The organism is Acetobacter syzygii (assembly GCF_000964225.1).
In the GTDB taxonomy this organism is placed as follows: Bacteria; Pseudomonadota; Alphaproteobacteria; order Acetobacterales; family Acetobacteraceae; genus Acetobacter; species Acetobacter syzygii.
In genome coordinates this window covers 1-12,281 of sequence record NZ_BAMZ01000024.1, presented here as the reverse complement: position 1 = coordinate 12,281, position 12,281 = coordinate 1, and the positions used below count along the sequence as shown (strand labels likewise).

The window sequence follows — 12,281 nt, the reverse complement described above, 5'->3', positions numbered from 1 at the left end:
CTGGCAGGGGCACAGGGGAGCGCGCAATGGCAGGAAACGGACAAAACAGGCACGGTCCTGACCGCCCTCCTGCCAACCGCATACGTCTTGTTGTCTCGGACATGGATGGCACGCTGCTTACCCCTGACAAACAGATTACAGCGCAAAGCCTGTCTGCCGCTCAGGCTTTGCAAGCTGCGGGTATTCCACTCTGCCTTGTCAGCAGCCGCCCACCCGGCGGCATAGAAATGTATTTTGACCAGTTGAAGATCCGCACCCCCTACGGCGCACTCAATGGGGGCACGCTCTTCAACCCGGACCGCAGCGTTCGCTCCAGCCTGTCGCTCGACCCGCAAACCGTCTTGGATGCGCTGGATATGCTTGCCGCCTCGCAGGTGGAGGCATGGCTGTTTAGCGGGCATGACTGGCTTGTACGCAATACACAGGACCCACTGGTGCAGGCAGAAAGCCGAACAGTGCAGACCACCCCCACACAAATTACTGACCTGAAAGCCCGCATCCACAATATTGGCAAGGTCGCAGGCTCCACAGCAGACCACGCCACCCTGCATGACCTGAAAGCCGGTATCGGCCACAAACTTGCAGGGCGCGCCTGTGTTGCTCTTTCCAGCAAATGGTTTTTGGATATTACACCGCTCCATGCCAACAAAGGGTACGCAGTGCACCAACTGGCCGCCTATTACGGTATTGGCGTGGAGGAAGTGGCCTGTATTGGGGACATGAACAACGATGTGCCCATGCTGTCCATTGCGGGCCTGTCCATTGCCATGGGGCAATCCACGCCCGATGTGCAGGCCTGCGCACATTTTGTAACGGGTGCCAACACGCAGGAAGGCTGGGCCAGAGCCATAACGGACTTTATTTTTCCCCGCACCGGCTCCAGTTCCACCCAGTTTTTATAATACCCCCACCCTCGCCGTGATCATGAAAGACACACCCATGCCCGGACAGACCACCGCCACTGGTACCCTGCACGTTTTTCCCACCAAGGATGCTCTTATAACCGGTCTGGCGGACTGGTTACTGGAGCGCAGCCTTGCCAAGCCTGCACACACACCATTCAGGGTTGCGCTCAGCGGTGGTTCTTCCCCCCAGCACCTGTATGCTCTGATGGCCAGCGCACCATATGTGGACCGCTTTCCATGGACAAACATGCAGTTTTTCATTGGGGATGACCGGTTTGTACCGCATGACCATGCGGACAGTAATTTTGGCATGATGCAACGCCTGCTTTTTTCCAAAGCGCCCATTCCTGCATCCAACATTTTCCCCATGCCTGACCATGGCACGGCAGAAGATGCCGCCAAAGCTTACGAACGCACGCTACAGGAACTGTATGGTGCTCCAAACCTGCTCCCTGACCGGCCGTTTTTTGATGTGCAGCTACTTGGCATTGGCACGGATGGACATACGGCATCTCTTTTTCCCAACCAGCCTGTTCTGAATAACCGCAAGGCATGGGTGGCCACCTGCACGCCCCCAACCGCCCCGCATACCCGCCTGACGCTGACCTACCCTGCCCTACACGCCAGCCAGCATATTGTTTTTTTGGTGGAAGGTGCTGCCAAACGGGATATTCTGGCGCGCATTCGTGCACAGGACCCAGCTTGCCCCGCCAGTGCCATTACGGCACAGGGTGATCTGGCATGGTTTACAGACCGGGCAGCGGCCCCTTCGGACCAACAGGAACAGGAACAGACAAACTGATGACAGCCACCCCACTCGACCCCGCCGCTGCCTTTAAGCAGCAATGTGCCATTCAGGCAGCGGCTCTTGTGCAGACCGGCATGGCCGTGGGCCTTGGCACAGGCTCCACAGCCAAGTTTGTTGTAGCCGAACTTGGCCGCCGGATCCGCGAGGAAGGGTTACGCATCAAGGCCATACCCACATCCGTTGTGACCGAAAAACAGGCGCGGGAGGAAGGTATCCCTCTCACGACTTTTGGCGAGCAGCCAGAACTGGATATTGCCATTGATGGCGCGGATGAAATTGAACCCAAAACTCTGAACCTGATCAAAGGTCTTGGAGGCGCGCTCCTGTGGGAGAAAATTGTGGCCTCTGCCGCCTCCCAGTTTGTGGTTGTTGCTGACGCCAGCAAATACGTGGATCATCTGGGGATGCGTTGCCCCCTACCGGTTGAAGTTATTCCTTTTGGGTGGGAAAACGCCGCCCGCAAACTGGGCCAACTTGGTGCGCAGGTCACTCCGCGACGGGTGCGCGACGGTTCGTTTTTTCTCACAGATGAAAAAAATCTGATTATGGACTGCGTTTTTCCAGCCATTATGGAACCAGAAAAACTCAGCCATGCGCTCTACAACATTGTTGGTGTGGTGGAGCATGGCCTGTTCCTGCATATGGCAACCCAGACCATTACCGCAGGCCCGGAAGGAATTCGTGTGCTTACACCACAGGAGCGCTAAAAATGCCTTTTAACAGTTCCGACTTTCCGCCAGATCATGCGCTGCCTGCCCAGCCTGCTGCGCACGGCATTGCCAAACGTCTTATTGTGGTCATGGGTGTTTGCGGTTCTGGCAAAACCACAATAGCGGAAGGTCTGCACAACGAACTGGGTTGGCCCTGGCTGGATGCGGATAGCCTGCATGATGCGGACAACATTGCCAAAATGCAGGCAGGCATTCCCCTGACCGATCAGGACCGCACAGCATGGCTGGCGCGGTGCCATACGTGGCTCAGCTCCTGCGCGGAACAACATACTGGCGGTATTCTGGCCTGTTCGGCCCTCAAGCGGGCATATCGTAACAGATTATGTGCGCAGGGGCTGAATGTGCAGTTCATCTACCTTCATGCAGACGAAAAAACACTCCAAACCCGCTTAAGCACACGTACAGGGCATTTTATGCCTGCCAGTCAGCTACCCAACCAACTGGATACACTCGAACCTCCACAACCTGATGAACCAGCATGGTCACTCCCCACCCAACATCAGCCTGCGGAAGTTGTTGCCCAGATCATGGGTCTGCTCAAAGCCAAACATCACTGAAAGACCAGCAACATGGGGCATAACTACGCCAAACCGCTTACATCCGGCCAAAAAATGGAGCGCCTGCTAGGCCGTATTCCTCCATCATGGCATGTTGTTATAGAGCGGGTAGCGGGGGATGCCACATGGCGCGCACTCACCCATGCCCCCGGTCAGGAGGGCACATGGAGCGCCCCACACACCGATCCGGCCGATGCGCTGGAAGATAGCTGGCGACGTAACCGTACCGTTACGGTCTAACGCGCCTTTTGCCCGGTCTGGGGCTTTTTGTACGGTTTTCCTGTTAACGGATTCATGCGCACCTTCCGCGCAGGTGCAGGTGTTTGATCTGGCACAACATAAGCGGCTATGCCCTCCGCCTGCCGGGCCTGGGCAAAGCGCTGAGCGTGCGATAACTGCGCAGCATGGTACAAAACCCTGTCCCCAACCATAACACTATGTTTACGCACGTTCTGCCCCCCCCACACTGGCAGCAGGCTCCTGCCTGTTACCCGACCATGCCCGCCAATGCGACTTGCAAGGCCCCTGTCCGTATTTTAATGTATATAAAATTAGGATAAACGCATGACCTTCCCCCGCTCTCAACATGCTGGCCTGTTACGTTGTGTTGCCGCACTGGCAGCAAGCCTTGTGCTCGGCACTTCATGGCCAGCCCATGCGCGCCTTGTGACTGATATGAGTGGTGCCACTGTTGAGATCAAGAATTCGGCAGCCCCCATTGCGGATTTATGGTTCGCCCATAACGAGATAAGTGTCATGCTGGGGGCGGCCCCCCGTATTCGCATTACAGCAGAAAATCCTGCGGATAATCCTTGGCTTTTTAAAATTGCACCCATTCTGTACACGGCTCATATCGGTATCAAACCCGATACGGCCAGTGCCGAATACCTGCTTGCCAACAGGATCGGGCTTGTGTTTGTCCCCACTGCGAGCAAGGCAGAAGAACTCCGCCGATCAGGCATCAATGCCCTTGCGGCCGAATACATGACCATGCCGGACATGCTGACCTCGCTGGACATGAGTGCCGAAGCCATTGGCACAACGGAAGCCCACAACACGGCCAAACGCTACCGGCAGGAAATGGAGCGTGTTCTGGAGCTGCTCAAGTTCCGCACGGCCCAGCTCCATCCTTCAGAACGCCCGCGGGTGCTCCATATTGCCCGCTTATCCCCCCTCCAGATTGATGGCAGCAAAACCCTGATCGATGCGTGGATTCAGGCCGCGGGTGGCACCAACGCAGCAACTGTTGCTGGCAACCACAGGCCAGTCAGCTTTGAACAGATTGCAGTCTGGAACCCCGATGTAGTGATTGTGGATGCTTCGGCCGGGGACCTGCCGGAGTCTTCCCCCTTACGCACCCTGAATGCGTTCAAGCAGCAAAAATGGTGGACCAACCCCAAAGGGGTTTTTGCATGGGACCGCTATGGCTGCGAGGAACTGCTACAGCTCCAGTGGGCAGCAAAAAAACTCCATCCGGCCCTGTTTGCAGATTTGGATATGCAAATAGCCGTGCGCAATTTTTATAACATCTTCTTCCGTCATCATCTGAGTGATGATGATATTGCGCGTATTCTGGCAGCACAGCCCCCCGCTCCCTAAGCCCTTGCCCGGCAGCAGGGCTCCACAGAATAAACATGACCGTCATGCATCTTATTGGACGCCCTGCCTCCAATGCTGTTATGCCGTAAACCATGACAGCGTTGCTGGACCATCTGCGCACTCACAAAACACCGTCCCGGTGGCTGGCCGCATTGCGCGCTCTGGTCCGCACGGACTCGCTATGGCTTATTGTCCTCGCCGCCATAACCGGCATTCTGGCAGGGCTGGCCGTAAGCCTTATTACCTTTACCACTCTGCTGGCCCACAACATGCTGGCACCGGGATACAAACGCCTTTCCGGGCTGGAGCATGTAGCCCCATGGCGCGCCTTGCTCGTACCTGCTACCGGCGGCCTGCTACTGGGCCTGTGGCATTATGCCCTGCAACGCCACAACCGCCACCGCCCGGTTGACCCGATTGAGGCCAATGCCCTGCACGGTGGCCGCATGTCGCTCCGCGATAGCCTGATTGTTACGGGGCAGACCATTCTGTCCAACGGTTGTGGTATTTCCCTTGGGCTGGAGGCTGGGTTCAGCCAGATTGGCAGTGCTTTTGGTTCGCGCATTGGCCGCAATCTGCGTATGCACCGGGCTGATGTACGCCTGCTGGTGGGGTGTGGCGCGGCAGGTGCCATCGGGTCCGCCTTTGACGCCCCCTTGGCCGGGGCTTTTTACGCCTTTGAGCTGATTATTGGGTCTTATGCCTTCCCGTTACTCGCCCCTGTAGCCTGCGCTTCCCTCTGTGCTTTGGCCGTTGTCCACCTGACCGGGGAAACCCTGCCCGCCATTACCATGACCATTCCGCAGGATGTGCCGCCACTGGCCTATCCTCTTCTGGCCGTGCTGGGGGGTATCTCTGCTCTGATCGGCGTTACCCTGATGAAGAGCGCAGCCTACGCGGAACAGGTTTTTGCCACATGCATCAGACCCGTATGGCTCCGCCCGATGGTTGGCGGGCTGCTGGTTGGCGGGCTGGCCATTCTATCGCCCACGGTCCTGTCCTCTGGTCATATTGCCATGCGGGCCGGACTGGTGAACCCGCCTTTGTTCTGGGCGGCAATCGGGCTTTTGTTACTTAAAGCGGCGGCTTCCACCCTGTCCATCGGTTCGGGGTTCCGTGGCGGATTGTTTTTTGCATCACTTTATCTGGGCGTTCTCACAGGTGCGGCCTTTGCCAGTGTGGTCACGCCCATTATGGACATCTCCCTTACCCTGTGCACCGTTGCAGGCATGTGTGCACTGGCGACTGCCATTATTGGTGGCCCACTGACCATGATCCTGCTCACACTCGAGACAACCCATAGTGCCAACCTGACCGCAGCCGTGGCCCTGACCGCACTGGTGGCCTCCTTTACGGTCAAACGTATTTTTGGTTATTCCTTTGCAACATGGCGCTTCCACCTGCGGGGAGAAAACATTCGATCCGGCGTGGATGTCGGGTGGATGCGCACGCTGACAGTGGGCCGTATGATGCGTACCCAGCTGGATCTGCTGGATGCCAGCACAACAGTCGCCAACGCCCGCACAATCTTTGCAGGGCGTATGCCCCGCTACATTGTTCTGCACGATGGATACAACCATTACGCCGGACTACTGGAAAGTAATCTGATCCAATCCATTGCCATAGCGCCAGATCAGCCCCTTGCGGCCATTGTAGACAATGATGGAGAAGTTCTCTCCCCCGACTATTCGATCGGACATGCTGTAGCCGCCTTTGAACGCACAGCGCGCCCTGCCTTGGCTGTAACAGACAAGGATGGCCGTATTCTGGGCATTCTGAGCGAACGTTATGTTCTGCGCCGCTACGCCGAGGAACTGGAACGAACCCGCCGCGAACTGGCAGGGGAAAAACACGGCAAATAGCCACCACAACCGTTCCACCCCGCACAACATAGCACGGACGTGATCGTACTGGCCCTTTTACCCTGCGGTCCCACACGCCATATTCAGCCTACCTGTTTTTGGCCTGAACTGGCGGTGTCCCATGTCTGTTACACCTGTTGTTCCTACCTCCATGCAAGCTGTCTGCTTTACCGACCCCGGTGAGCCTGATGTTCTGCACCTTGAAACACTCCAGGTTCCCCAACCCGGCAGAGGGGAAGTGCTGGTACGGGTCATGGCTGCTGGGGTTAACCGGCCCGACCTTATGCAACGCAAGGGGTTATACCCCCCCCCACCGGGCGCATGCCCCCGTTTGGGGCTGGAAATAGCAGGGGAAGTTGTTGCCTGTGGTCTGCCACAGGATGGCACACCCATGCCCGCACAGGGCAGCCGTGTCTGTGCCTTAACCAATGGTGGGGGTTATGCCCAATATTGCCTTGTACCCGCAGGCCAATGCCTGCCGTGGCCCACAGGCTTTACTGCCGAGCAGGCCGCCGCCCTGCCAGAGACCTATTTTACCGTCTGGTCCAACCTGTTCATGCCGACCCCACCGGCGCAGGGGGCGCGAGTGCTCATTCATGGCGGCACAAGCGGTATTGGCACAACCGCCATCCAGTTGGTCAAGGCTTTTGGCGGACAGGCTTTTGCCACGGCTGGCAGTCCGGAAAAATGTGCCCTGTGCGAAGAGCTGGGAGCAACCGCCATTAACTATCGCACGGAAGATTTTTTGACCCGTATCCGGGAACTGACACACGACAAGGGGGTCAACATTATTCTGGATATGATTGGCGGAGCTTACTTTAACCGTAACCTCAAATCTCTGGCCATGGATGGCAGGCTGATCATTATTGCCCTGCAAGGCGGCGCAAAAGCCGAACAGGCTGATCTGGCCCGGATTATGACCCGCCGCCTGATCGTAACAGGCAGCAGCCTGCGCCCCAGAGATAGCGGCAACAAAGCCCGCATTGCACGTGAGCTGCACGAACATGTCTGGCCCCTGCTCGATAAGGGTGCCATACGGCCCCTGATCCATGCGGTTTTCCCCCTTGATCAGGCTGCACAGGCGCACAAGGCGCTGGAAGACGGTCAACATATTGGCAAAATTGTATTAGCCGTTTCCAGCGCCTAAAAGGTATGGAGCATCAGCAGGGCTTTGCCCCTGCCTCCGTCTTTTAAGGAACTCCGGGGCCATATGGATACGTCTTTCCCCTCCACGACCATTGCGCAAAGGCTTGCCAGCGTGCGCAACAGTATGACCGCTGCTGCGCAGGCCGCAGGGCGGGACCCGGCGTCGGTCACACTTGTGGCTGTGTCCAAATTCCATCCCCTGCACAGTGTGCAGGAGGCTCTGGCGGCCCACCAGTGCGTATTTGGCGAAAACCGGGTGCAGGAAGCCGCCACCAAATTCCCCAACCTGCGGGCAGCTCACCCCAACCTGCGGCTGCATCTGATTGGTGGCCTGCAAACCAATAAAGCGCGGGAGGCTGTCCGTATTGCGGATATGATTGAGAGCCTTGACCGCCCCGCTCTGGTGGACGCCATTGCCAGAGCAGCCGATGCGGAAGGGCGGCTGCCCGACCTGCTGGTCGAGGTCAATACAGGTGACGAACCCCAGAAGTTTGGCGTACCACGTGAGCAGGCCGATGGGTTTATCCGCCTGTGCGTGCAACGGTTTGGTGCATCGCTGCGCGGGCTTATGTGCATTCCCCCCGCGCAGCAGGACCCCGTACCCCATTTCCAGCTCCTGCGTAGCATGGCGCACACCCACGGCCTGCCTGTGCTCTCCATGGGGATGTCAGCCGATTTTGAGCAGGCCATTGCACAGGGGGCCACTCTGGTACGGGTTGGCAGCGCAATATTTGGACCCCGCCCAACACTAGCCTGAACTGCCTATTCTTAATAATGGTAGCGGGTATGCCCTTGCCTCTGGCACTCTCCCCACCTTATGCAGGGCAGCCTAGAATTTCTTTTTTCTTCTTCTGCCCCTGACGCGGAGCCAGAAATGCCATGACAGACACCGACAGTACAAAGCCTACCGGCTCCGCCCCAGCTCCGGGTGGACCGCAACAGACAAACGGAGCACCAGAACCACGCCGGATTGCTGAATTCGACGCGGATCAGCCGCAACATGCCATGGCTCCTGTTGGCTTTGCCGCTCTGTTGAGTGTGTTGGGCGTTGTGTACGGTGATATTGGCACAAGCCCGCTTTATGCGTTCCGGTCCACGGTGGAAGTCATTTCCGACCACCACAAGGTTGCACCATGGGAGATCATGGGCGTTGCCAGCCTTATCTTCTGGACCCTTATTCTGATCGTTACCGTTAAATATGTACTGCTCATCATGCGGGCAGACCATAATGGCGAAGGCGGTATTCTGGCGATCATGTCCCTCGCCCAGCGCGTAACAACCAGCGCGCGAACGCGACTGGTCCTGGGTATGGTCGGGATTATTGGCACCTGTCTGTTTTTTGGGGATGGTATTATTACCCCTGCCATTTCCGTTCTATCTGCCATTGAGGGGGTGGAAGTCAGTATCCCCGCAGCGCACGAGGTGGTTATTCCAGTTGCCATACTGGTCATTATCAGCCTGTTTAGTGTGCAATGGGTGGGCACAGGCCGCGTTGGCACCATATTCGGGCCGATCATGCTGCTCTGGTTTGGCACGCTAGGGGTGCTGGGGCTGCTCCAGATTCTGCACCACCCCACCATTATGCTGGCGTTATCCCCTACCTATGCGCTGGAGTTCGTCTTTTACCACGGTAAACTCTCCTTCCTTGCGCTGGGGGCAGTTGTGCTGTGCGTAACCGGGGCCGAGGCCCTGTATGCCGACATGGGGCACTTTGGCCGCGCACCCATCCGCTATGCGTGGCTCTTTTTTGTACTGCCAATGCTTGTGCTCAACTACTTTGGGCAGGCCGCACTGGTTATTGCCGACCCAAAGGCACTGGCCAACCCGTTCTTCCTGCTTTGCCCGAACTGGATGCAGGGTCCTATGGTCCTGCTCTCCACTCTGGCAACGGTTATTGCCAGTCAGGCTGGCATTTCGGGCGGGTTTTCGCTCTGCCGCCAGCTTATTCAGCTTGGCTATATGCCACGGCTGCGCATTACCCACACCAATGCGGAAGAAGAAGGCCAGATCTACCTGCCTGACTTCAACCGTTTTCTGGCTGTGGGGGCAGTGCTGCTGGTGCTGGCCTTCCGTAGTTCGGATGCTCTGGCCTCCGCTTACGGCATTGCGGTTACAGGCACGTTTATCTGCACTTCCGTGCTGGCCATTGCAGTCTTTCGCAAGCACTTTAACTGGCCTGCCTGGCAGGTGGGGCTGGTATTTGGTGGCTTTTTGCTACTGGACGGCACCTTCTTTACCGCCAATGCCCTCAAGATCCCCGATGGGGGCTGGGTTCCCGTCATGCTTGGCTGCGTGCTGACCCTGATGATGACAACATGGAAAAAGGGGCGTGGCCTTATTATTGCCCGTCAGCGGCAGGACAGCCTGCCCATGGGGTCGTTTATTGCACGCCTGCCCCAGTCCCGCACCATTGTGCGCGTACCGGGCATGGCCGTATTTATGACCAGCACACCAGACTTTGTGCCGCCCTGCCTGTTGCATAACATGCGCCACAACAAGATCCTGCACGACCATGTTCTGTTTGTAACCGTGCAGAACCTTGACCAGCCGGAAGCCGAACGCGGGCACCGCGTAACGGTGGAAGAACTGGCCCCGGATGTGTACCGCGTTATTCTGCGCTATGGCTTTATGGAAATGCCCAACATTCCGCGGGCACTGGAAGAACTCAAAGCCAATGGTGTGGATTTTGATGCTCTTCAGGCCTCGTATTTCACATCGCGCGAACTGGTCACACGCTCCTCTGTGCCGCGTATGTCGCGGTGGCGCATGTCCATCTTCCTGTTCATGCTCCGCAACTCGACCTCAAGCATGGAGTTTTTCCGCATTCCGCCTGACCGCGTGGTAGAACTGGGCGTGAAGGTCGCGATCTGAGCGCGTGCAGAACGAACCTCTTGCCCTTTACATCCACTGGCCATTCTGTCTGGCCAAGTGCCCCTACTGTGATTTTAATTCACACGTGCGGGACAGCATTCCACAGGCCCGGTTTGCAAAGGCACTCCGGGCCGAACTGGCACATGATGCCGCGCGCCTTGGCCGCAGAAAGCTGACCTCCATCTTTTTTGGTGGTGGTACACCCTCGCTTATGGCTCCTGAAACCGTGGCCGCCCTGATAGAAGATGCCACGACCCTATTTGACCCCGCACCCAATCTGGAGATCACGCTGGAGGCCAACCCGACCAGCGTGGAAGCAGAACGGCTCCACCAGTTCCGGCAGGCTGGCGTAAACCGGGTTTCCCTTGGCATTCAGGCCCTCAATGACCGCGCGCTCTCGTTCCTTGGGCGCGAACATTCTGCCGCACAGGCCCGCACAGCGCTGGAAACAGCCCGAAGCCTGTTCCCCCGCCTGACATTTGACCTGATCTATGCCCGCCCGGAGCAGACCATAACCGCATGGCGGGAAGAACTCACCACCGCCCTGCAACTCGCAGATGACCACCTCTCGCTCTATCAACTTACGATTGAGCCGGGAACACGGTTTGAAGCCTTATATCGCAAGGGATCTTTTACCTTACCCGATAACGATACAGCGGCGGCTCTGTACGATACCACAGCAGAACTCACACAAGCCCATGGCATGAACGCCTATGAGGTTTCCAATTACGCTCGCCCAGGCAGCGAGAGCCAACATAACCTGACCTACTGGCGGTATGCGGATTATCTGGGCATTGGCCCCGGTGCACATGGACGCCTGAGTTTGGGCAACACGTTAACCGCCACCCGCCGCCACCGTGCCCCTGAACCATGGGCAGAACGTGTGGAAAAAACCGGAACAGGCCAAACATCGGCTGAAGAACTGGCACCCCACGAACGCGCGCAGGAAATGCTGTTAATGGGCCTACGTGTGCAGGAAGGCATAAACCTGCACCGCTTTTACACCCGCACAGGGCTGCCACTGGACAATGCCGTGGACCAGAACGTTCTGGCGCAAGCTCTGGACGAAGGCTACCTAACCCGCACCACAGACACCCTCCGCGCTACGGCAGAGGGCCGCCTGAGGCTGGAGGCCCTGCTGGCTGCTCTGGTTCTCTAACGCAGCGACTTGCCTCTTCTTTCCGCCACCCCCATGTGACTGACATGATAAACCTGATCAAGCTTGTTGTTGGCGTTACTTCGCTGGAGGAGCTGGCTGAACGCCAGAAACTGCCAACAACCCTGCGCCTGCACCCCAAAAGTGGCCGAATGCTCCCCATCGTGCATACACGCGCTTTTCCCAAACAGGCTGATATGCTGTTACAGGGGGGGTCTCTTTACCGGGTGATTGCCGGGCTTATTCTATGCCGCCAGCAGTTGGTGGACATTTTACCTGAAGCCCGGCCCGATGGAACACAGGGTACTCTGCTCTTTATTGACCCCAAAATCATCCGGGTGGAAGCGCGTGCACTGCGCCCTTTTCAAGGCTGGCGCTACCTCCGCCCGGCAGATGCACCACCCGATTTGACCGGAAGCCAGGGACATGACCAACTTCCGCCATCCTTGCAAAAAGAACTCACCCTGCTTGGACTATAAACGGCTGATGGCAGATGCCACCAACTACGCAGGTACACAGGCTAAGAAGATGATTACCAAAAAAATTGATAATTTAGATTTAGCTGCTTGACGGTGCTTAATTTCCCCTCTAAACACCACCTCAACAACGCCTCTTGTCCCGTTCGTCTAGAGGCCTAGGACACTGC

At 57.4% G+C, this 12,281-nt stretch carries 13 protein-coding genes; 12 read left to right on the top strand and 1 reads right to left on the bottom strand.

Going from position 1 to position 12,281, the window contains the following annotated elements; genetic code table 11:
* The first annotated feature begins 26 nt into the window (after nucleotides 1-26).
* Genes Absy_RS09360 through Absy_RS09340 form a run of 5 tightly spaced genes read left to right on the top strand, consistent with a single transcriptional unit; the run spans nucleotide 27 to nucleotide 3,241 of the window.
* Nucleotides 27-902 carry a Cof-type HAD-IIB family hydrolase gene (locus tag Absy_RS09360; RefSeq protein ID WP_048854494.1) on the top strand — a complete coding sequence of 292 codons (876 nt, stop codon included), beginning with the start codon at nucleotides 27-29 and terminating at the stop codon, nucleotides 900-902.
* A 37-nt stretch (nucleotides 903-939) separates the two neighbouring features.
* Nucleotides 940-1,707, top strand: a complete 768-nt coding sequence (gene pgl, locus Absy_RS09355) for a 6-phosphogluconolactonase (protein ID WP_048854493.1) — start codon at nucleotides 940-942, stop codon at nucleotides 1,705-1,707.
* On the top strand, nucleotides 1,707-2,420 hold the full coding sequence (rpiA, locus tag Absy_RS09350) for a ribose-5-phosphate isomerase RpiA (RefSeq protein ID WP_048854492.1): 714 nt from the start codon (nucleotides 1,707-1,709) through the stop codon (nucleotides 2,418-2,420). The genes pgl and rpiA overlap by 1 nt, the downstream gene beginning before the upstream one ends.
* Before the next feature lie 2 nt (nucleotides 2,421-2,422).
* A complete protein-coding gene (locus Absy_RS09345; RefSeq protein WP_048854491.1) occupies nucleotides 2,423-3,001 on the top strand; it encodes a gluconokinase in 579 nt (192 codons plus the stop codon).
* Between the two features lie 12 nt (nucleotides 3,002-3,013).
* Nucleotides 3,014-3,241 (top strand): hypothetical protein, encoded by a 228-nt coding sequence (locus Absy_RS09340; protein ID WP_048854490.1) that lies wholly within the window; start codon nucleotides 3,014-3,016, stop codon nucleotides 3,239-3,241.
* Here Absy_RS09340 and Absy_RS09335 read toward each other — a convergent pair.
* Nucleotides 3,238-3,450 carry a hypothetical protein gene (locus tag Absy_RS09335; RefSeq protein WP_173957014.1) on the bottom strand — a complete coding sequence of 71 codons (213 nt, stop codon included), beginning with the start codon at nucleotides 3,448-3,450 and terminating at the stop codon, nucleotides 3,238-3,240. The two genes, Absy_RS09340 and Absy_RS09335, sit on opposite strands and share 4 nt — an antisense overlap.
* Before the next feature lie 115 nt (nucleotides 3,451-3,565).
* On the opposite strand from Absy_RS09335, the gene Absy_RS09330 reads away from it, so the two are divergent.
* The 7 genes from Absy_RS09330 to Absy_RS09300 all read left to right on the top strand — a co-directional run bounded on the left by Absy_RS09330 (nucleotide 3,566) and on the right by Absy_RS09300 (nucleotide 12,114).
* A complete protein-coding gene (locus tag Absy_RS09330) occupies nucleotides 3,566-4,600 on the top strand; it encodes a TroA family protein (protein WP_052945739.1) in 1,035 nt (344 codons plus the stop codon).
* A gap of 92 nt (nucleotides 4,601-4,692) precedes the next feature.
* Nucleotides 4,693-6,462 carry a chloride channel protein gene (locus Absy_RS09325; protein ID WP_048854489.1) on the top strand — a complete coding sequence of 590 codons (1,770 nt, stop codon included), beginning with the start codon at nucleotides 4,693-4,695 and terminating at the stop codon, nucleotides 6,460-6,462.
* A gap of 121 nt (nucleotides 6,463-6,583) precedes the next feature.
* The gene (locus tag Absy_RS09320; RefSeq protein ID WP_048854488.1) at nucleotides 6,584-7,609 is read left to right on the top strand and encodes an NAD(P)H-quinone oxidoreductase; all 1,026 of its coding nucleotides are present in this window, start codon (nucleotides 6,584-6,586) and stop codon (nucleotides 7,607-7,609) included.
* 63 nt (nucleotides 7,610-7,672) lie between these two features.
* Nucleotides 7,673-8,365, top strand: a complete 693-nt coding sequence (locus tag Absy_RS09315; protein WP_048854487.1) for a YggS family pyridoxal phosphate-dependent enzyme — start codon at nucleotides 7,673-7,675, stop codon at nucleotides 8,363-8,365.
* 122 nt (nucleotides 8,366-8,487) lie between these two features.
* A complete protein-coding gene (locus Absy_RS09310) occupies nucleotides 8,488-10,479 on the top strand; it encodes a potassium transporter Kup (RefSeq protein ID WP_048854486.1) in 1,992 nt (663 codons plus the stop codon).
* 4 nt (nucleotides 10,480-10,483) lie between these two features.
* A complete protein-coding gene (hemW, locus tag Absy_RS09305; protein WP_048854485.1) occupies nucleotides 10,484-11,638 on the top strand; it encodes a radical SAM family heme chaperone HemW in 1,155 nt (384 codons plus the stop codon).
* A gap of 44 nt (nucleotides 11,639-11,682) precedes the next feature.
* Nucleotides 11,683-12,114, top strand: a complete 432-nt coding sequence (locus Absy_RS09300) for a DUF1489 family protein (protein ID WP_048854484.1) — start codon at nucleotides 11,683-11,685, stop codon at nucleotides 12,112-12,114.
* The last annotated feature ends 167 nt before the right edge of the window (nucleotides 12,115-12,281 follow it).